We start from the raw sequence: 19,405 nt of genomic DNA on the forward strand, positions 1-19,405 counted from the left end.
GGGTTGTGGACCCGGTCGAGCAGGTCCTCCCAGACGGTCCAGTTGACGTCACGGAACGGCAGGTCGAGCTTGCGCACGACGTACGCGTCCAGGCCTTCGGTGTGCAGCACCTTGGGGATGTCGTAGATCGACTTCGCGTCGATCGCCGCGACCACGGCCTCCTCGTCGACGTCACACATCAGCGAGATCTTGCGCTTGATCGAGGTCGGGACCTCACGGTCGGCGCGCAGCACGATCGCGTCGGGCTGGATGCCGATGTTGCGCAGCGCCGCCACCGAGTGCTGGGTCGGCTTGGTCTTCAGCTCCCCGGAGGGGCCGATGTAGGGCAGCAGCGAGATGTGCACGACGAAGACGTTGTCGCGGCCCACCTCGTGACGGACCTGGCGGACGGTCTCCAGGAACGGCAGCGACTCGATGTCACCGACCGTCCCACCGACCTCCGTGATCACGACATCCACGTCGTCGGTCGCCATCCGGCGGATGCGGTGCTTGATCTCGTTGGTGATGTGCGGAATGACCTGCACGGTGTCACCGAGGTACTCGCCGCGCCGCTCCTTCGCGATGACCTGCGAATACACCTGGCCGGTCGTCACGTTCGCCGAGCCGTCGAGGTCGACGTCGAGGAAACGCTCGTAGTGACCGATGTCCAGGTCGGTCTCGGCGCCGTCGTTGGTGACGAACACCTCACCGTGCTGGAACGGGTTCATCGTGCCCGGGTCGACGTTCAGATACGGGTCGAGCTTCTGCATCGTGACCCGAAGACCGCGCGCCTTCAGCAGCGCACCCAGGCTGGAGGCCGTCAGGCCCTTGCCGAGGGAGGAAGCGACACCCCCGGTGACGAAGATGTGCTTGGTCGTCATGGCTGTGCTGTTTCGAAAAACAGCGGACGGCTTCGCCAAGAGGGGCTCCGGTGGTCGCGAGGGTGGAAGGAGGAAGGGCGGGACGGGTCACGGGACGGCGCTCAGCCCGTGGCGGCGGGCACCGGTGGTGCGGGCTGGGTGTGCGGGTCGGCCCCGGCATCGCCGTCGCCGTCGCCATCGCCATCGCCGTCGGTGTCGCGGGAGAAGGCCCCGCGGGCCACGGCCCGCTCCAGCCACCAGCCGGCGATCTGCGAGGTGACGATGGCGGTGAGCACCAGGGTCGTGAAGAGCGAGGCGTTGACGATCCCGGCATCGAAGGACACCGTGGCGAGCACGATGCCCGGCCCGCCGCGCGCGTTCAGCGCGACGGCGAGGTCGAGGGACTCGGGCTTCGGCCGCTTGGCCAGCCGGGCCCCGGCGTAGACGCTGGCCGCCTTCGCCGCGCAGGCCACCAGGATGAACCCCACGGTGAACCCGGGGTCCAGGGAATGGACGAGGTCGAGTTTGAAGCCGACGAGTCCGAAGTACAGCGGGATGAAGAACCCCGCCGCGAACCCCCGGAGGTTGCCGAGGGACGTGCTGCGCGGGTCCTTCCCGGTCATGCCGGACAGCAGGCCCACGACGAACGCGCCGAACATGGGCGCGACACCGAGGAAGACGCAGCTCGCGGAGACCGCGAGGATGACGGCCATCCGCAGGGCGACCGGGGCCCCCGGCCGGTCCGCCGCACCCGCATCCGCACCGGCACCGGCACCCGCGCCCGGACGGCGCCGCAGCGCCACGGCCGCCAGCACCATCAGGGCGAAGAAGGCCACCGAGGCCACGGAGTGGTAGGCCGCCGCGCCGTTGGCCGAGGTGATGCCGAAGGTGTGGGCGAGGCCGAAGCCGCCCTCATCCCCGCCCGCGACCATGCCCAGCGCCACGGACAGGATCACGTTGAGGACGATGTCCTCCAGGACGGCGACCGACAGCACGATCCGCGCGAAGCGGGTCCGGATGATCCCCAGGTCGAGCATGATCCGTGAGATCACCGGGATGCTGGTGACGGCGATGGCGCAGGCGATGACCAGGGTCAGGGCCGGCACGCTCCCGGCCGGGCCCAGCACGTCACCGGTGTCGATCACCTTGACCGTGAGCAGGCCGAGCACGAAGGGCACGGCCATACCCGCCAGCGCGATCACGGCGACGGACCGGCCGTCCTTGCGGGAGAAGACGGTGCGCATCTCCATGCCCGCCGTGAACATCAGCAGCAGCATGCCGAGTTGGGAGACCAGTGCCAGCCCGGAGGCCGACGGGCCCTGGGCGGGGAACAGCCAGTGCTGTGCCTCCGGGAGGAGCTGGCCCAGCACGGTGGGCCCCAGCAGCAGGCCACCGAGGATCTCGCCGATCACCGGGGGCTGCCGGAACCTGGCGAAGAGCCGACCGGTGAGGTGTGCGGCGGCCAGGAGCAGAGCGAGCGCCGCCAGGATGCGGAAGAGATCAATCTGAGACACGGGCGTCCAGACTGAAGCGGGACGCCACGGCCGAGGAGGAGCCCGTGTACTTGCCGTCGTAACCGACGGGATCGCCCTGCATGGACCAGAAGGCGAGCTTGCCGATCAGCATGCCGGGGTACACCCGCACCGGGTGGGCGACCTTCATCTCCAGCGTCCAGGGGAAGACCGCTCCGCTGTGTCCGAGCGGGGCGGAGAACTGGATCCAGATGCCGAGGGTCGAGGCGGACCGGGAGGCGTAGAGGGTGGCGGCGTAGTGGGGGCTGCCCATCGCCTCCATGGTGCCGCCGAGGTAGAAGCGGCCCGGTTCGAGGACCATGCCCTCGGGGCCCATCTTCAGGTGCTCGGCCTTGGGCGGCTCGAAGCAGTCGATGATGTCCTGCTCGTACCAGAGGATGTCGTCGGCGAGCCGGAAGCCGTAGCTGTTGGGCTCGATGCGCTCCGCGTCGAAGTCGTCGATGTGGATGCGTCCGGCCCGTACTTCGGACAGGATCTCGGGTCCGCTCAGAATCACAGCCAGCTCCCCAGCAGCTCGTTGACGGCGGACCGGTACGCGTCCAGGCCCGCTCCGTTGTCGATCACGGCATCGGGTTCGATCAGGTCGATCTCCCGGGTCGAGCGGTCCGCGCGCGAGGGGTCGCCGCGGCCGGCGAGGCGGACCTGGCGCAGCTCCTCGTCGCAGGTGATGCGCAGCACCTTGAATCCGTGTCCGCGCAGCGCCGGGGCGTCGATGTGCGGGTCGCGCAGGTCGTCGTTGACGACGAGGTCCGCGTCGACCGAGGAGAGCCGGGCGACGAAGTCGGCGGCGAGGGAGTCGGGCCGGATCCGGCGCATCGCGTCGGCGAGGGCCTCCATCAGGATCTGGTCCTGGGCTCCGGCGTGCAGGGAGCCGCCCGCGGTGCGGTACACGTGCTCCTGGAGGTCGTAGAGCGGCTTGGCGAGCTTGACCCGGGCGTGCGTCAGGCCCTTGTCCCGGGCGAACTCCTCGATGAGGGTCGCGCAGGTGGACTTGCCCGCGCCGGCCAGGCCGACGACGGATATCCGCAGGGGGCGGCGGCTTTCGGTCGTCATCAGCTGTTCTCCTTCGCGGGGCCGCGGCCGAGGACGGCGTCCGGGTCGATGTCGAGGGTTCCGCGCAGCCGCACCATGTCCACGGAGTCCAGTACGGTGCGCAGTTCGGCGAGCGAGCGGTAGAACTCCGTGTAGTCGGGCACCAGGTAGGACTGCCAGGTGAAGAAGGTCGTGTCGACCTGGCGGTCCACGATCTTGTTCAGGTGGGCCCAGCGTTCGTTGCCGTCGGTCAGGTGCCGGACGGTCAGCGGCTCTCCGGGCTTGACCTCGGGCAGCAGCAGCGCGGCCAGCCGCTTGGGCTCGGCCGTGAACTCGGCGCCGAGCCAGGACTCGAAGACGTCGGGGTCCATGAGGATCTTGTGGCCCGGCTCGTAGGTGTCGACCTGGTCGTCCACGCCCTCGCGGACGAGCTGCTCCAGGCGTGCGTCGGCCCGGATGGTGCCGACGCCCACGTACGGGTAGTCGCGCCACGGGTGGACGAGGATCTCTCCGTCCTCGATGGTGCAGAACAGCTTGTCGCCGGTGAAGTACTGCCAGCCGGGCCGGCGCAGCGCCGAGAGCAGCGTGGTGGTCTTGCCCGCGCCCTTGGGGCCGGCGATGATCACGGCTTCGCCGTCCCGGTGCAGGCCCGAGGCGTGCAGGACGACGGTGCCCAGGTTCTCTTCGTGCCGGATCACGAGATCGCGTACGAAGTCGAGGATCTGGACCGTGGACCTCTCGGTGAGGCGGACCGCGAAGGTGTTGTCCTTGGCGGTGTCCGCGGGGGCGTCGAGCAGCGTCGCGCGGTTGATGTACTGGCGGCGGCCGCCGCCGTCCACGATGTGCGCGTCGAAGTTGAACTCGGCGGCGTTGCTGCGGCGGACGACGGACAGGGGCAGCGCCCAGACCTCGGGGGCGACGTCGGTGTCCGGGTCGTAGGCCCGCACGTCGATCCGGAAGGTCGTCGGGGCGGCGGGCTCCGCGGAGATCAGGTGCCGGAAGAAGCGGCGTACGGGCTCGAAGAGGGCCTCGGCGTCCCCGGCCACGTCGAAGCGCACCGTGGTGTGCAGGAAGTTCAGGTACAGGCTCATGTCAGGTCTTTCTCGGTTGTGCGGCTATGCGGCGCAGGCCGACAGGGAGCGCAGCAGCGCGTCCGCGTGGGCCTGGAAGGACTGGGCCCATATGGGTTCGAGGAGGGGGGCGAGTCCGTCGATGCCCAGCTCGAAGCCGATGGAGAGGCGGACCCGGGTGCCGGTGGGCGCGGCGGTGACCGTCCATTCGCCCGACAGCTCTTCGAGGTCGCCCTCGGTCTGCTCGAATCGCAGCCGCAGGCCCGGTCCGGCCGCCTCGCGCTGGACCCAGGTCACCTCGCTGCCGTTGAGCAGCACCTTCCACTCGTTGAGGCGGAAGGTCTTCTCCTGGGCCGACTGGGGGGTCACGGCGACCACGTGCCCGGCCCGCGACGCGATCCCCCCGCTGTCCTTGACGAGGTCCCACACGTCGTCGGGCGTCCGTCCGTCGATCAGCGTTTCCGCCTGTATCTCAGGCATGTTCACCTCACCTCTCTGTTTCAGGCGGCCTTCATGAAGGGGGCCAGGAATCCGATGTCGAGCCCGGCCGCGCGGGCCAGGCGGGCCCAGGTCCGCAGGGTGAGGAGCATGTCCCGCTGCCCCTCCGCAACCAGTCGGTCCGGAAGTTCCCCGGGGAAGGCCTCGAGCAGCCGCTCCCACAGGACGTGGATCTCCCCGACGGCGCAGCTGTCGCCGCCGAACTCCTCGTACAGGCCGAAGGCCGAGGCCAGTTCGGGGCCCGTCGCGTCGACGACCTCGCGCATCCCGTACTCCAGGGCGACCGCCAGGCAGTGCGCGTCGTCCACCGGGGCGCGGCCGGCCAGCCGCTGGTCGATGTCCAGCAGCTGCTCCAGGAAGCGGAGCTTCGCGGCCTGCTGCATCTGCGGCTGCTCCGTGCCTCCTTCGAGGTCCTCGATGTACGCCCGCCCCTCGGCCAGCATCAGCCAGGCGGCCTGCACCCAGGCCTCGACGGCCTGCGGGCCCGCCATGACGTGCCCGGCGCGCACCGAGGGGAACGCGGTGAGTTCCGTCGCGGTCCGCGAGGTGCGCGGCGTGCGGCCTTCGGTCATGTCCGGCTCCTTGTCCGTGGCTGTGTTCTCCGCGTCCGTGTTCTGCGCGTCGGTGTTCTGCGCGTCGGTGTTCTGCGCGTGCGTGGTCATCGGCCGGCCTCCTCGCCCGTGTAGCCGATCCGCAGCCGGGCAGCCCCGGACCGCAGCGCCCGAAGGAGCGTGCCCGCGGTCTTCGCGTCGAGCCCGGCCAGCTCGTCCAGGGCCACGGGCTTGCCGGTGAGCGGCAGCTCGGTCCCGGCGGCCACGCCGGGGAGCACCACGGCGTTCCCGGAGCCCAGCAGGAGGGAGGCCCCGGCGAGGTAGGGCTGTGCGGAGCCGGTGGTGTCGACGCCGACGGTGACCGACTCGGCGGTTCCGGTGGCGCGTACGGCGTCCAGGACGACGGCCGCGAACGCGCCGGCCAGCGGTTCGCCGGCCGCGGCCGGTTCGAGGGCGGCGTTGACGCCCTTGCGCAGCCGCTCCACGTCGGAGGCGACCGCCTGGAGCCGCTCGTCGTGCCAGTCGCCGCCGGCCACCTGGCGGGTCCAGCGCAGCACGTACCACTTGCGGGTGGTGTAGACGTCGCCGTGGTGCGAGAGGAGCGCGTCCATCAGGTGCAGCAGCACGTTGTACGCGTACCCGACCCGGCCCCGGGTCTCTCCGGCGGCCTCCGCGAGCAGGGCGTGCACGGCCTGCTCGACGGCGGTCTGGAGCGAAGCCCGGCTCCAGACGCGGCTGAGCGCCGGAAGCCACTCCAGGAACGGCGCGGTCCCGTCCAGGGAGATGCCGTTGACGATGCGCTCGGTCTGCTTGCGGCGCGGCTCGCGGCTCTTGTCCCAGGCGCGGAACCCGGCCACGGTCTGCGCCGCCGGGAGGGCCGCGAGCCGGTTCAGCTCGTCCAGGTTCGAGGCGAGTTCGGCCCGGCTGAAGGAGACGACCTCCAGGTGGTGCCCGTTCTCGAAGATCTTGGTGGAGATCCGGGGGCCGTCGATCGCGGCCTCCTGGATGCGGATGAAGTCGAGGTCGCTGGTGGGGTTGGCCAGCCCGTGCACGGGAGAGCTGGTCAGCATCAGCAGGCCTTCGCCGACCTGGTCGCGCATCACCGCGGTCAGCCACGAGGGGTCCAGGGCGCGGCCCGCGAGGAAGGCGGACACGTGCGCGTGGCGGCGTGCTGTCAGGTCGTCGGGGGACAGGACGTGCGGAAAGCCGGACGGCATGCCGTCACCTTTCATCGGTCGGTTCGGATGTGCCGCTGGAGTACGGGCCCGGTTCGGCCCGGCCCAGGCCGAGCTGGCCGAGGACGAGCGCGGCGGGGTGGGTGTTGTCGATGACCCCCGCGTCGACACCGGCCGCGATGCCCGGGCCCACGGCCGCGTGCACGGCGTGGAGCCTGCTGTCACCGGTGTAGACGACGTGGGCCCCCGTCTTGGGGACCCGGCGCACCACCGGTCCCTCGCCCAGCAGTTGGGCGGTCGGCTGGTAGTCGTCGGCGAGTGCCACGTAGACCACGGCCGGATCGGTCGCCGGGTCGGCGGCCCGTACACCGTCCCGGTGCAGGAACCCGGCCACCACGGGCCGGCCCGTGTCCGGGTCGGTGAGGGAGCCGAGGGCGGCGCAGGCCCGCTCCATGGCGGCCCGGGCCCGTTCCGGGTCGTCGGCGGGGCCCGGGCCGACCCACAGGGAGCCGTTGTTCGCCGGGTGGTAGAACACCTCCGAGCGATCCGTGTCGAGGACGCCGTCCGGACCGGTGCAGGCCAGGCCGGAGCGCACCAACTGGTCGTTGAGGTGCACCAGATGGGTACTGCCGACCATGCCGTGGTCCGCGCCGAGCACCACGGAGTCCTCCTCGCCGGCCCGGTCCAGTACCCGGCCCAGCACGGCGTCGGACCACTGGTAGCAGCGGCGGACGTACGACCACACGGACTCGGCGATGTCCGGCCGGTGGGCGGCGCTCCGCTCGTCGCACCAGCCCAGCAGCTCGTGTCCCACGTCGTCCGTCATCGGCAGGTAGACGACCACCAGATCCGCGTCGTGCGTCTCCAGCACGGCGTCGGCGGCGGCGCCGAACGACCGGGCCACGCACTCCACCGAGGACAGGAACACCTCCTCCGCGCTGCCGTCGCCGCCCTCCGCCAGCCGGGGGCCGAAGACCCCCTCGCGGTAGAGCGGGCCCACCCCCTCGCCGGCGAACGGCGGGCACAGGGCGAGCCGGTGCAGGGTCTTGGGGTTGCGGCCCCCGGTACGGGTGCGCCAGACGCCGGTGTGCACCAGCAGGAGCCGCCCGTCGACCGGGACGCAGGCCACCCAGGTGCCGTGGTCCTGGTCCAGCCACAGCGGCTGCCAGCCGGCGCCGGGTCCGGTGAGCAGGCCCTGGGTGTCCCCGGGACGGGCTCCGGCCCCGGCTCCCGTTCCCGCGGGCCGCACCCGTACCCGTACCGCCTCGGCCGACGACCCGGCCGGGGACTCGACCGCTGCCTCGACCGCTGCCTCGACCGCTGGCTCGACCACGGCCTCGACGCGGAACGCGCCGATCTGCCACTCCTGGATCCCGCTGCCCGGATCCAGCACCCGCACGGCGTGCCGGGTCGAGCGGCGGCTGTAGGCCTCCACCGCCCCCTGGATGTGCGGGCCGACCTCGCCGTCGTGACCGAAGACCCAGGGTGCGTGCACGAGCGCACTGGTCAGATCGTGTTCCGACAGGGCCTCCCAGACCAGCGCCACCGCGGGGAACCCCGGGGAGAAGCCGCTGACATGGCTGGCGATGCCCTCGCCCGCTCCGGGCACGGTGTACCCCGTGACCTTGTGCTCGCTGGGCCAGGTCCCCGTGAACAGGGTCGCCAGCGACGGCGGGGTCTGGCAGTTGGGGTGCGCGGGCCGGGCGGCCGCGAAGACCCCCCGCTCGCGCATCCGGCTGAGGGCGGGCAGGGCGCCCTCCCGCTCCAGCCGGTCCACGATCCAGTGCGCCCCGGCGTCCCAGACCACCCAGTACACCGTCATGCGGCGACCAGCTCCCGTATCAGCGCGGGCAGCCCGGCCACGGAGGCGATCTCGTGGGTGGCCCGGCCGGTGAGGCCCTCGGCCCGCTGGTCCGCGTACTTGCCCGTACGCACCTGCACGGTCCGCAGGCCCGCGGCGAGACCGCCGGCGATGTCGGTCGTGGCGTCGTCGCCGACGACCACGCAGGAGGCGACCGGCACGTCCAGGGAGCGGGCCGCGAGCTCGAAGAAGTCCGTGGCCGGCTTCCCCAGCACCCGTGCGGTGACGCCCGAGGCGTACGCGACGGCCGCCACCACCGCGCCCGTGTCCAGATGGTCGCCGTCGTCCCGCTTGAAGTAGCGGCCGCTCTGGAGCGCGAGCAGCTCGGCCCCGCCGCGCACCGCGCGGAAGGCGCCGTCGAGAGCCGAGTAGTCCAGCGTGTCCCGGCAGTCGCCGATCAGCACGTGGGTGTACGGGGGCTCGGCGGCCAGCGTCGGCAGCAGCGCGCGCAGTTCGCCCGAGACGAGCGGGTAGGTGCGCGCCCCGGCGGCGGTGAGGAGCTGCGCCGCCGCCACCACCGGGGTGAACAACTCGTCCGCAGCCACGATCAGCCCGTACTCCGCGAGTTCGGTCCTGATCCGGTCCGCCGGCTTGGAGTCGGTGTTGGTGAGGAACCGCAGTCCGACGCCGAGTCCGCGCAGGGCGGCCACCGCCTCCACCGCGCCCTCGATCACGGCGCCCCGCGCGTACAGGGTGCCCTCCAGGTCGAGCAGGACCGCGCGCACCGCGGCGCCCGTCATCAGCCCACCTTCCGCGCCAGCTCGGGACGGGCGGCGACGGCGTCCTTGAGGAAGGTCCTCTTGGAGTAGAAGCCCCGCTCGTCGCTGAGGCCGCGAGCGCGCAGGAACGCCTCCAGCCAGGCGACGATCTCACTCATCTCCTCCAGCACCGCGGCCTCGTCGGGCTCGACGGCGACGCGGCTGCGCAGGTACTCCAGCTCGCACTGGTTGAGGGTCACGTCGCGGTCCTCGACCAGGCTGCAGTGGTCGAAGAAGATCCCGTAGACGTGTCCGGTGCGCACCGACTCGAAGTTGATGTCGTAGCGGACCCGGCGGAAGGAGGGCAGGCGGACGGCCTGCACGCCGAGCTCCTCCCTGATGTGGTCCTCGAACCGGCCGTCGTCCTCCAGCTCGAGCCCGTAGGTGTGCGTCTCGCGGCGCTCGAAGGCGTCCTCGGCGTACCACTTGCGCTTGAGCAGGTGCTTGCCGTCGGTGGTGGGGATGAAGGAGGCGTAGCCGCGCTCCTCCTCGGGCCCGGTGATCTCGAAGAGGTGGTTCAGGTAGTCCCAGGCCTGGTACTCGTCCCGGTACTCCATGACGTAACCGGGCAGCCCGCCGGCCAGCAGCTCCTGGTACAGCTCGACCGTCAGCGTCCAGGTGTCCACGGGCGGGGCGAGCGTGTACTTGTACTCCAGCTCCTTGCCGCCGAAGCACTTGCGGTAGTAGCGCTGGTGGTTGTTGAGGAAGAGGAACCGCTCCGCGTGCAGGCGGACCGCGTCCGCGAGCCAGCCCAGCTCCTCGACCTCGGAGGTGGCCACCGGCTCCGGGGTGATCCGGATGAAGCAGGCGTCCTCGGCGAGGAACCGGATCTGGCTGTGCACGTGGGCCCGGTCGCCGTCGGCCGTGACGTAGAACAGCGGGACCAGCGGGCCGGTTTCGCGGCCCGTGACGGCGGTCGTCGCGGCGCGCAGCTCGGCGCCCGGCAGCATGCCGGGGAAGAGCTCGTCGCCCCGGGCCTTGGTGGTGTGCCGGCGGGTGCCGTCGACGGTGCGGGCGGACAGTTCGAGCGGTCCGAGGCGGTCCCAGTGCAGGACGACCGTGTTGCTGGGGAAGGACTGCTCCAGCGGGGCGTCGAGCTCTACGAGGACGATCGCGTCGGAGTCGGACAGCGGCGCCGTGCCGTTGAGCAGGTGGAGCCCGCCCAGGGCCAGCCAGGCGCGGCGGCCGACGGCCGGGGTGTTCGTCGGTGTGGGGGTGGCGCTCACGTTCACTCTCCCTTGCGGCCGGTCGTGGCGACCGTGCCGTCGCTGATGACTGCCTCGGCTCCGCTGATCCCGGCGGCGGTCACCGCGGGGATCCGGGCCTCGCGCAGCAGGATCGCCAGGTGGCCCAGCGCGGATCCCTGGTCGAAGACGAATCCGGCGACGTGCTCGATGAGCACCGACAGGACGGCGTACGGCCGGGAGGCGCTGATGACGGGCTTCTCGTCGTACGAGGTGACCAGGTCGAGGATCCGGGCCAGGCCCTCGTGCTCGCTGACGTCCTGCGACTTGTCGATGCTCACGGCCGGGCCGATGGAGAGCCGGCGCAGCAGCGCGTCCTCGTCCAGGCGCAGCAGCGGCCCGCGGGCCGTGCCGGGTGAGATGCAGACCTCGCCGTGGGCGACGGTGACGGTGTCGTCGCCGCCGAGCACCGAGTAGTCGACGAAGTAGAGGGTGCCCTTGTCGAAGACCCACTCCAGGGTGACCGGCCCGTGCTTGGCGTGCATGGCGGCGGTGAAGCGGGCGATCTCGTCGAGGTGCGGGCGCAGGACGGCTCCGGCCTCGGGGAAGCTCGCGTTGTCCGGGTCGTCGTAGCCGGCCGCCACGTCCTTGACGACGATCGTCTCGCCGCCGGCGGTGCCGCGGTTGAGGGCCATCAGGCCCTCGTCGGTGTACTCGACGACCAGGCCCGTCTCCCCCGCCCGGCGGGAGATCACGCCGAGCTCACCGCGGATGAAATCGCGTACGACCACGGTGTGCAGGGCCGTGCCGTCCTCGGTGACGCCCGTCGCGACGGCGAGCTGGCCGAGCACCTCTTCCTTGGGCACCACGATCTGGCGCAGGGTCTCGCCGAAGTCCAGGACGCACTCGTCGGTGCCGCCGGACAGGGTGCGGCGCAGGGACTCGGCCGTGGCCTCGCCGTGCAGGCCTCGGCCGTTGAAGCGGATGACCCAGCCGGCGCCGGTGGAGACCTGCTGCGCGTGGGCCATCCGGTGGGCGGGGCCGCGCTTGGCGGTGTAGCCGCCGTAGACGGCGGCGACCGCGCCGAGGTTGAAGTCGGCGGGCAGTTCGTCGACGTACAGCCGGTGCGCCTCGGTCACCGGGTCCGCGGAGATCGCGGACACCTCGCGGGCCGCGGTCAGCGGACGCACCTGGACGAGGTGCACGCCGGCGGCGTCGGCCGCCCATTCGACGTCGATGTCGTGTCCGCGGCTCTCGCGCAGGCGGCGGACGAGGTCCACGACCTCGACGAGCACGGGGTGGTCCGCGGCGGCCTGCGCGGCCGGACCGGAGGCCACCTCGGCCGAGTCGGTGCGGCGCGGTACGGCGACGCCGGCGACCAGTTCGTCGGCGAGCCCCTCGACGTACTCGATGGAGACCCGGTCGTCTTCGGCGCCGTCGAGCCCGGTGAAGGCGACACCGGCGAGCGTGGGCCGGATCAGGCGCTGGACGATCACCGCGAGGCGGGGCGCGGCGGTGAAGTTCCCGGCCCGGACCCGGGCGGCGACCGCCGGAGCCTCGTAGTACGAACTCCAGCACTGCTCGATGGCGTCGATCACCGCGTCGGCGCCGCGGACACCCAGGATCGACTGGTGCACACCGGCGAGGCTGGAGCCCTCGGTGTCCTCGTCGAGGCCCGAGGAGCGTACGGCGAGCTCCACGTCGGAGCCACCGAACAGTTCGTGGAGGCGGGCGGAGAGCAGGGTGCGGGCCTGCTCCGGGAGGTGGATCTCGGCGCCGATCTTCTGGATGCGCGAGACGGAGTCCGTGAAGAAGGCGCCGACGGTGGCCTTGAGGTCGGCGAAGGCGTCGACGAGCGAGGCGTTCTGCTCGTCGGTGAGCGCGTCCGTGAACTCCCCCGCCGGCACGCAGAAGGCGGTCGGGACCGTGAAGTCGTGGCTGGAACGGCTGAGCTGGTCGAACTTGGGGCCCACCTCGTTCGGCTCGAAGGTCGCGCCGAGGCCGGGGAAGCGCTGGCGGGCGAACTGCTTGTCGAAGTCGACGTGGATGTCGCTGGACCGGGGGCCGACGGAGCCCTGGTACTTGCCGTCGTAGAGGACGATCTCGCCCTGCGGCCGCCACCACATCATCTGACCGATGTTGATGCCCGGGTACACGCGGACCCGGTTCATGGAGTACAGCTGCAGCGTCCACTGGCCGGTGTAGCCGATGTCGCCCAGGCTCGCGGAGAGGTTGATGAAGAGGCCGAGACGGGCCACGGACGAGCGCGCCGCGAAGGTGGGCGCGTAGTGCTCGCTGCCGAGCTTCTCGATGGTGTGGGCCAGGTACAGCCGGCCGGGCTCCAGGACGTAGCCGTCGTCCGGGATCTCGATCTCTTCGAAGTCGTTGGTGCGGCGGGCGTCGAGCGGCATGTCCTGGTAGACCCGCAGGGTCTTGCCGAGACGGAAGTTGTAGCTGTTGGGATTGACCTGCTCGGGGGTGAACGGCTCGATCGTTATACGACCGTTCGTGCGTTCACGCTCGATCTCGGTCCCAGTGAGAATCATGGGGTTGCCTGTTCCTGGTACCCGGAGAGGGCGCACGCCGGCACGGCAGTTGAACGGTCGGCCGCTCGGAGCAGTGCGCCAGTACATCCGGTGAAGGGTGCGGGAGCCTCGGAATCCGTGCCCTCCGCGGCGCAGTGTCCACATGCGGCCGCGGGGTGGGTGAGAGGCGGGAGGAGGCGGGAGAAGGAGGTGGAGCGGGGTGGAGCGGGGGCCGCTCAGCCCCAGCCGGTGTCGTACGTGCCCACGCCGCCCGTGGCGACGGACGCGGTACCGGTGGCGGCGGACGTGGTGCCGGTGGCGGCGGACGTGGTGCCGGTGGCGGCGGACGTGGTGCCGGTCACAGCCCCCACGGCGCCGACCGTCAGGGCCAGTGCCCATGCGGCGAAAACTACATTGCGCAAAAATTTCATGATCGAACTTCACCTGTTCATTTGGCTACTGTTCACCTCTCCACCATGGAGGCCCCGTTGCATCGATGGAGGCGAGATGGATCACCATGCCAGCCCACGTATGGATATTGCGCGCAGAAAGAGGATCATCAAGTTGCATGGCAGGATGATGACACCCCATAAACCGGGAAAATAGGAACAGAGTGGCGCAAGTGGAGTCGATTGGCGTGGACCAGGAAGCCCTCCAGCGCGTGTATGAATATGCGCTGGATCACAGCAATGGCCAACATGGCATGAATGGGCAGAACTTCTCGGCCGACGGCATCGGAGCCGCCACCGGACTGCCCGACCCACTCGCGGGCGCCGCCCTGGAGCGGCTGCTCGCCATGGGCTTGCTGCGCGGCGCGCCCGGAGACACCTTCCGCGCGGTCGCCCCCGACGAAGCCGTCGCCGGAGTCGTCTTACCCCTCGAACGCGAGATCCGCGCCCGCCGGGCCCTCGCCGAGGAGGCCCGCGCGTCCATCATGTCCCTGCTCCCCGTCTTCGAGGCGGGCCGCGCGCTGCGCGAGAGCCAGAACCGGTTCGAGATGCTGGAGGACCTCACGCAGGCCCGGTCCGCCATCGCGGACCTGACCGCGCACGCCCGCGACGAGATCCTCACCGCCCAGCCGGGCGGGGCGCGCCAGGGGGAGATCCTCACCGAGGCCGCCCCCCGGGACCAGGCCGCCCTCGACCGGGGCGTGAAGATGCGCGTCCTCTACCAGCACACCGCCCGCTTCAGCACGAGCACCGGGGAGCACGTCGAGCACCTCATGCGGCTCGGCGCGCACGTCCGCACCCTCGACGACCACTTCAGCCGCCTCCTGGTCTTCGACGAGGAGACGGCCGTCATCTCGGTACCGGGCAACCCCCACGCCGCGGCCGTCGTGCGCGAGCGGGCCGTGGTGGCGTTCATCAAGGAGACGTACGAGCGGCTGTGGCTGGCCGCCGAACCCTTCTCGGTGGCGTTCGGCACCCGCAGCGAGATCGCGGACGACGTCCGCCAAGCCATCGTCCGCCTGCTCATGGAAGGCATGACCGACGCCTCCATCGCCACACGCCTGGGCATGTCCGTCCGCACCTGCCGCCGCCACGTCGCCGACATCATGGTCGAACTGGGCGCCCAGAGCCGCTTCCAGGCCGGCTACCTCCTGGCCGTGCGCGCCCACCGACCCTGACCGGTCGAGCGCCGACGCGGCCGGGCCGCGCGGGGGGCCGGGCACCGACCATCGGGCCGGCGGCCCGCGGGCACTGCCGCCAGGCACGGACCATCGGACGCCACGGCCAGACACCGGCCGCCCGGCCCTGCCGTCAGGCCGCCGGGCCGCCGGGCCGTCAGACCACCGGCCGTCAGGCCGCCGGCCGTCAGACCACCGGGTCCGCCGGGTCCGCCGGGTCCGCCGGGGTGAAGACCGCCACCCAGATGCCCTCCGCCGCCTCCCGGAAGGTGACCTCCAGGGCCATGCCCACGCGCAGCTCCGGACCTTCCCCGCTCGCGGCGCCTCCGGCGTCCCCGCCCCCGCCCCCGACCACGACCTCGGTCATCATGCGCGGGCCCTCCGCCAGATCCACCACCGCCGCCACGTACGGCACCCGCTCCCCGAAGGGCGGCAGGTCGTTCCGGTGGATCACCGACCAGGTGTACAGCGTGGCCCGCCCGCTCGCCGCCTCCCACGTCACGCGGTCCTCCCCCGCCCAGCAGGCCGGGCAGAACTCCCGCGGGTAGTGGTGCGCCTTGCCGCACTCCCCGCAGCGGCGCAGCAGCAGCCGCCCCTCCGCCGCCGCGTCCCAGTAGGGCCGCGTGAACTCGTCGATCTCCGGCAGGTCGAACCGCGCAGCCGTACCGGCTCCAGCACTCACGACACCACTCCTCCGGGGCACACCCATCATCCGACCTGACGTACCGTCAGTTCACCGGATCCCGCCGCATCCCACAAGTCCCCACCACCGAGGGCCGCTCCGGGCCTCCCGCCCCCGGGGCCCGCCCACACCGACCCGCCACTCCCCGTGATCGATCCGCAACCGATTCCCTCCTCGTCCGAGACCCACCGCTCCCGTACGGCGATACGCTCACACCTCATGCCCGGAGTCCCCGCAGCACCCGACCTGTCCACCCAGCCCCGCCCGGTCTACGTGATCGGCGCCGGCCCCGGCGGCCTCGCCGTCGCCGCCGCGCTGCGCGCCCGCGGGGTCCGCGCGGTGGTCGTGGAGAAGTCCGAGTCGGTCGGCGCCTCCTGGCGGAGGCATTACGACCGCCTCCACCTGCACACCACGCGCCGCCTCTCCGCCCTGCCGGGCCTGGCCATACCGCGCCGCTTCGGACGCTGGGTGGCCCGCGAGAACGTGGTGCGGTACCTGGAGAAGTACGCCGAGTTCCACGAGCTGGAGATCGCCACCGGCATCGAGGTGACCCGCGTCGAGCCCACCGCGGACTCCCGCCCCGACGGCACGGGCGCCCCCGGCTGGACCCTGCACGCCACCGGCGGCCGCGTCATGGCGGGGCGGGCGGTCGTGATCGCGACGGGCTTCAACCACACCCCCTTCGTGCCCGACTGGCCCGGCCGGGACTCCTACCCGGGCTCCTTCGCGCACGCGGCCGGGTACCGCGATCCGGCCCCCTACGCCGGCCGGGACGTCCTCGTGGTCGGCGTCGGCAACACGGGCGCCGAGATAGCCGTCGACCTCGCCGAAGGCGGCGCCTCCCGGGTCCGGCTCGCGGTGCGCACGGCCCCGCACATCCTGCGCCGCTCCACCGCGGGCTGGCCCTCCCAGCGCACCGGGATCCTGGTCCGGCGCCTCCCCGTCCGGCTGATCGACCGGCTCGGCGCGATCGTCGGCAGGGCCTCGGTCCCGGACCTGTCCGCGTACGGACTCCCGCGCCCCACCACCGGCCTGTACAGCAGGGTCAAGCAGGGGGCGATCCCGATCCAGGACGTCGGCCTGATCGACGCGGTCCGCACGGGCCGGGTGGAGCCGGTGGCCGCCGTCGACTCCTTCGACGGAGCCGAGGTGGTCCTCGCGGACGGCTCCCGGATCACCCCGGACGCCGTCATCGCAGCCACCGGCTACCGCCGCGCCCTGGAAGGCCTGCTCGACGGCCTCGACGTCCTGGACGACCGCGGCCGCCCCCGCACCCACGGCGCCAAGACCCCGCCCAACGCCCCGGGCCTGTACTTCACCGGCTTCACCAACCCCATCAGCGGCAACCTCCGCGAACTGGCCCTGGACGCCGAGAAGATCGCCAAACGCATCGCCCGCACGGCCGGCGCGTGATCCCCCGCACTGGGCCCGTTGTCAGTGGCCCGGTGCAGCATCGACACACCGAACCAGCACCGGCCCCTGAGGGATCACCGTGTCGATCACGAACCAGCAAGCGGTTCCCGGACGCGGACATCGAGGAGCTCATCGCCCCCCGCGAGTGGTGAGCACCCGGGAAGCGACCCGCAGGGCCTCCGCGCCCCTCTGACCTCGGCCGAATACTGGTCTGGACCGGCCCCCGGCAATCTGAGACCGTTCCTGAACGACCCGGTCACCGCACCCCGGAAGCCGGGTCGCGGGCGTTCCACACATCACCTCCACCAGCTTTCCTGTGCATCCCTGTTCCTGACGGCACGTCAGTTCAGTAATCTGACTACGCGTCAGTTATTGAGATTCGTCGAGGTTCATCGAGCAGGAGCGGGCGGAACGATGCTTGGATCTACTCACGGCACCCTCACCACCGACTTCCGCGCACGTGTCGAGGCCTGCGGGGAGACCCCCAGGACGGCCGTCCACTCCACAGCGGCGCCGTCCGCCGAGGACACGGTCGCGCTGGACGTCAGCGGTCGGCCCCTGCACGCCGACGCCCCCGACCTGGACCGGTTCTTCCGGCCCGAGTCCGTGGCGGTCATCGGCGCCTCGGACGCCGACGGCAGACCGAACACCGGCATCACCCGCCAGCTCATCGCCTGGGCGGAACGCGTCGGTGCCCGGCTGCACCCCGTGCACCCCACCCGGGCCACGGTCTTCGGGCTGCCGTGCCACGCCTCCGTGGCAGACCTGCCCGAGCAGGTGGACCTCGCCGTCCTCCTGGTCGCCGACCCGCTCCCCATCGTGGAGCAACTGGCCGAAGCCAAGGTCAAGTTCGCCGTGGCCTTCGCCTCCGGCTTCGCCGAGACCGGCGACGAGGGCGCCGCCGCACAGGCCCGCCTGGGCGCCGCCGTACGGCGCTCCGGCCTGCGCCTGCTCGGCCCCAACACGAACCTCAACGCCTTCGAGAAGTTCCGCGACGACCTCGACGGCCCGGCCATCGCGCTCATCACCCAGTCCGGCCACCAGGGCCGGCCGGTCTACACCCTCCAGGAGCTGGGCATCCGCCTCTCCCACTGGGCACCCACCGGCAACGAGGCCGACCTCGAAACCTCCGACTTCATCTCCTACTTCGCCGAGCAGCCCGAGGTCGGAGCCATCGCCTGCTACGTCGAAGGCCTCAAGGACGGCCGGCAGTTCCTCCTGGCCGCCGACCGGGCCGCCCGCAACGGCGTCCCCGTCGTCGCCGTCAAGGTCGGCCGCACCGAGACCGGCGCCCGCATGGCCGCCTCGCACACCGGGAAGCTGACCGGCGCGGACACCGTCGTGGACGCCGCCATGCGCCAGTTCGGCGTCATCCGGGTCGACGGCCTCGACGAACTCCAGGACACCGCGGCCCTCCTGGCCCGCGCCCGAAAGCCCCTCGCCGACGGAGTGGTCGTCTACTCCATCTCCGGCGGCACCGGCGCCCACTTCTCCGACCTGGCCACCGAGGCGGGCATCAGCATCCCCACCCTCTCGCAGGCCAAGCAGGACGAACTGCACCAGTGGATTCCCTCCTACCTCGGCGTCTCCAACCCCGTGGACAACGGCGGCCACCCGGTCGGCGACTGGCGCGGCCGCAAGATCATCGACGCGATCCTCGCGGACCCCTCGGTAGGAGTCCTGATCTGCCCGATCACGGGCCCCTTCCCTCCCATGAGCGACAAACTGGCACAAGACCTGGTGGACGCGGCCGAACAGACAGACAAACTGATCTGCGTGATCTGGGGCTCCCCGGTCGGCACGGAAGCGGCCTACCGCACCACCCTCCTCGGCTCCTCCCGGGTCGCGACCTTCCGCACCTTCGGCAACTGCATCACCGCCGTCCGCGCCTACCTGGGCCACCACCGCTTCACCGCCGCCTACCGCTCCCCCTTCGAAGACGCCCCGCGCACCACCTCCCCCTCCTTCCGCAAGGCCCAGGCCCTCATGCGCCCGGGCCAGCAGCTCAGCGAGCACGCGGCGAAGCAGCTCCTGCGCGCCTACGGGATCCGGGTCCCCCGCGAGCAACTGGTGACCAGCGCCGCAGCGGCCGTACGGGCGGCCGGACTGGTCGGATACCCGGTCGTCATGAAGGCCTCGGGGCCCCAGCTCGCGCACAAAACGGAACTGGGACTGGTCAAGATCGGCCTGACCTCGGCGAGCCAGATCCGGGACGCCTACCGCGAGTTGACGGACATCGCCCGCTACGAGAACGTCCCGCTGGACGGGATCCTCGTCTGCCAGATGGTGGAACGCGGCATCGAAATGGTCGTCGGCGTCACCCAGGACGACCTCTTCGGCCCCACCGTCACGGTGGGACTGGGCGGAGTCCTGGTGGAGGTGCTGCACGACGTGGCTGTCCGAGTACCCCCCTTCGGGGAGGACCAGGCCCGAGCCATGCTCGCAGAACTCCGCGGGCACGCACTGCTGGAGGGCGTACGGGGGGCGCCCCCCGCCGACGTCGACGCGCTGGTGGAGGTCATCCTCCGGGTCCAGCGGATGGCGATGGAACTGGGCGATGACCTGTCGGAGCTGGACATCAACCCGCTGATGGTGCTGCCGCGGGGGCAGGGGGCGGTGGCGCTGGACGCGCTGGCCATCTGCCACTGAGCCCGCCCT

Annotated in this window: 17 protein-coding genes; 3 read left to right on the plus strand and 14 right to left on the minus strand. The window is 71.6% G+C overall.

Annotated features, from left to right (window positions below; translation table 11 throughout):
• The 13 genes from ACIQV3_RS31180 to ACIQV3_RS31240 form a co-directional block, all read right to left on the minus strand.
• Positions 1 to 860 (minus strand): CTP synthase (locus tag ACIQV3_RS31180; protein WP_403717861.1); only part of this gene is annotated, 860 nt, incomplete at its 3' end.
• Positions 861 to 961: 101 nt separating this feature from the next.
• Positions 962 to 2,353, minus strand: a complete 1,392-nt coding sequence (locus ACIQV3_RS31185; RefSeq protein ID WP_403717863.1) for a cation:proton antiporter — start codon at positions 2,351 to 2,353, stop codon at positions 962 to 964.
• The gene (locus ACIQV3_RS31190; RefSeq protein ID WP_403717866.1) at positions 2,340 to 2,867 is read right to left on the minus strand and encodes a dCTP deaminase domain-containing protein; all 528 of its coding nucleotides are present in this window, start codon (positions 2,865 to 2,867) and stop codon (positions 2,340 to 2,342) included. Before ACIQV3_RS31190 ends, ACIQV3_RS31185 begins: the two co-directional genes overlap by 14 nt.
• Positions 2,864 to 3,424: a hypothetical protein gene (locus ACIQV3_RS31195; RefSeq protein WP_403717871.1), complete on the minus strand. Its 561-nt coding sequence runs from the start codon at positions 3,422 to 3,424 to the stop codon at positions 2,864 to 2,866. Before ACIQV3_RS31195 ends, ACIQV3_RS31190 begins: the two co-directional genes overlap by 4 nt.
• Entirely contained in the window at positions 3,424 to 4,494 is a 1,071-nt protein-coding gene (locus ACIQV3_RS31200) for a hypothetical protein (protein ID WP_403717875.1), read from the minus strand. The genes ACIQV3_RS31195 and ACIQV3_RS31200 overlap by 1 nt, the downstream gene beginning before the upstream one ends.
• A gap of 24 nt (positions 4,495 to 4,518) precedes the next feature.
• Positions 4,519 to 4,953 (minus strand): type II toxin-antitoxin system RatA family toxin, encoded by a 435-nt coding sequence (locus ACIQV3_RS31205; protein ID WP_403717878.1) that lies wholly within the window; start codon positions 4,951 to 4,953, stop codon positions 4,519 to 4,521.
• 20 nt (positions 4,954 to 4,973) lie between these two features.
• Positions 4,974 to 5,633, minus strand: coding sequence for a DUF6031 family protein (locus tag ACIQV3_RS31210; RefSeq protein ID WP_403717881.1), 660 nt, complete (start codon positions 5,631 to 5,633; stop codon positions 4,974 to 4,976).
• Entirely contained in the window at positions 5,630 to 6,739 is a 1,110-nt protein-coding gene (locus tag ACIQV3_RS31215) for a DUF6001 family protein (protein ID WP_403717884.1), read from the minus strand. The genes ACIQV3_RS31210 and ACIQV3_RS31215 overlap by 4 nt, the downstream gene beginning before the upstream one ends.
• A gap of 4 nt (positions 6,740 to 6,743) precedes the next feature.
• On the minus strand, positions 6,744 to 8,519 hold the full coding sequence (locus tag ACIQV3_RS31220; protein ID WP_403717887.1) for an alkaline phosphatase family protein: 1,776 nt from the start codon (positions 8,517 to 8,519) through the stop codon (positions 6,744 to 6,746).
• On the minus strand, positions 8,516 to 9,298 hold the full coding sequence (locus ACIQV3_RS31225) for an HAD-IIA family hydrolase (RefSeq protein ID WP_403717890.1): 783 nt from the start codon (positions 9,296 to 9,298) through the stop codon (positions 8,516 to 8,518). The genes ACIQV3_RS31220 and ACIQV3_RS31225 overlap by 4 nt, the downstream gene beginning before the upstream one ends.
• Positions 9,298 to 10,542 (minus strand): hypothetical protein, encoded by a 1,245-nt coding sequence (locus tag ACIQV3_RS31230; protein ID WP_403717892.1) that lies wholly within the window; start codon positions 10,540 to 10,542, stop codon positions 9,298 to 9,300. Before ACIQV3_RS31230 ends, ACIQV3_RS31225 begins: the two co-directional genes overlap by 1 nt.
• 2 nt (positions 10,543 to 10,544) lie before the next feature.
• Positions 10,545 to 13,046, minus strand: coding sequence for a dCTP deaminase domain-containing protein (locus tag ACIQV3_RS31235; RefSeq protein ID WP_403717895.1), 2,502 nt, complete (start codon positions 13,044 to 13,046; stop codon positions 10,545 to 10,547).
• Positions 13,047 to 13,261: 215 nt separating this feature from the next.
• Positions 13,262 to 13,447, minus strand: coding sequence for a hypothetical protein (locus ACIQV3_RS31240; protein ID WP_403717899.1), 186 nt, complete (start codon positions 13,445 to 13,447; stop codon positions 13,262 to 13,264).
• A gap of 281 nt (positions 13,448 to 13,728) precedes the next feature.
• Between ACIQV3_RS31240 and ACIQV3_RS31245 the strand changes: the two genes are divergently transcribed.
• Positions 13,729 to 14,652 (plus strand): helix-turn-helix domain-containing protein, encoded by a 924-nt coding sequence (locus ACIQV3_RS31245; RefSeq protein WP_403717902.1) that lies wholly within the window; start codon positions 13,729 to 13,731, stop codon positions 14,650 to 14,652.
• Positions 14,653 to 14,839: 187 nt separating this feature from the next.
• On the opposite strand, the gene ACIQV3_RS31250 is transcribed toward ACIQV3_RS31245, so the two are convergent.
• A complete protein-coding gene (locus ACIQV3_RS31250) occupies positions 14,840 to 15,361 on the minus strand; it encodes a Zn-ribbon domain-containing OB-fold protein (protein WP_403718202.1) in 522 nt (173 codons plus the stop codon).
• A 192-nt stretch (positions 15,362 to 15,553) separates the two neighbouring features.
• On the opposite strand from ACIQV3_RS31250, the gene ACIQV3_RS31255 reads away from it, so the two are divergent.
• Together ACIQV3_RS31255 and ACIQV3_RS31260 are read left to right on the plus strand one after the other, a co-directional pair.
• Positions 15,554 to 16,747 carry a flavin-containing monooxygenase gene (locus tag ACIQV3_RS31255; protein ID WP_403717905.1) on the plus strand — a complete coding sequence of 398 codons (1,194 nt, stop codon included), beginning with the start codon at positions 15,554 to 15,556 and terminating at the stop codon, positions 16,745 to 16,747.
• Between the two features lie 414 nt (positions 16,748 to 17,161).
• Positions 17,162 to 19,396, plus strand: coding sequence for an acetate--CoA ligase family protein (locus tag ACIQV3_RS31260; protein WP_403717908.1), 2,235 nt, complete (start codon positions 17,162 to 17,164; stop codon positions 19,394 to 19,396).
• Positions 19,397 to 19,405: the final 9 nt, after the last annotated feature.

Source organism: Streptomyces sp. NPDC099050, assembly GCF_044759865.1.
In the GTDB taxonomy this organism is placed as follows: Bacteria; Actinomycetota; Actinomycetes; order Streptomycetales; family Streptomycetaceae; genus Streptomyces.

Excerpts from the sequence above, each read along its gene's own strand:
- ACIQV3_RS31220 (WP_403717887.1), bottom strand. The coding sequence starts at position 8,519 with ATGACGGTGTACTGGGTGGTCTGGGACGCCGGGGCGCACTGGATCGTG.
- ACIQV3_RS31225 (WP_403717890.1), bottom strand. The coding sequence starts at position 9,298 with ATGACGGGCGCCGCGGTGCGCGCGGTCCTGCTCGACCTGGAGGGCACC.
- ACIQV3_RS31260 (WP_403717908.1), top strand. The coding sequence starts at position 17,162 with ATGCTTGGATCTACTCACGGCACCCTCACCACCGACTTCCGCGCACGT.
- ACIQV3_RS31245 (WP_403717902.1), top strand. The coding sequence starts at position 13,729 with ATGAATGGGCAGAACTTCTCGGCCGACGGCATCGGAGCCGCCACCGGA.
- ACIQV3_RS31235 (WP_403717895.1), bottom strand. The coding sequence starts at position 13,046 with ATGATTCTCACTGGGACCGAGATCGAGCGTGAACGCACGAACGGTCGT.
- ACIQV3_RS31215 (WP_403717884.1), bottom strand. The coding sequence starts at position 6,739 with ATGCCGTCCGGCTTTCCGCACGTCCTGTCCCCCGACGACCTGACAGCA.
- ACIQV3_RS31255 (WP_403717905.1), top strand. The coding sequence starts at position 15,554 with ATGCCCGGAGTCCCCGCAGCACCCGACCTGTCCACCCAGCCCCGCCCG.
- ACIQV3_RS31195 (WP_403717871.1), bottom strand. The coding sequence starts at position 3,424 with ATGACGACCGAAAGCCGCCGCCCCCTGCGGATATCCGTCGTCGGCCTG.
- ACIQV3_RS31250 (WP_403718202.1), bottom strand. The coding sequence starts at position 15,361 with ATGGGTGTGCCCCGGAGGAGTGGTGTCGTGAGTGCTGGAGCCGGTACG.
- ACIQV3_RS31200 (WP_403717875.1), bottom strand. The coding sequence starts at position 4,494 with ATGAGCCTGTACCTGAACTTCCTGCACACCACGGTGCGCTTCGACGTG.
- ACIQV3_RS31205 (WP_403717878.1), bottom strand. The coding sequence starts at position 4,953 with ATGCCTGAGATACAGGCGGAAACGCTGATCGACGGACGGACGCCCGAC.
- ACIQV3_RS31210 (WP_403717881.1), bottom strand. The coding sequence starts at position 5,633 with ATGACCACGCACGCGCAGAACACCGACGCGCAGAACACCGACGCGCAG.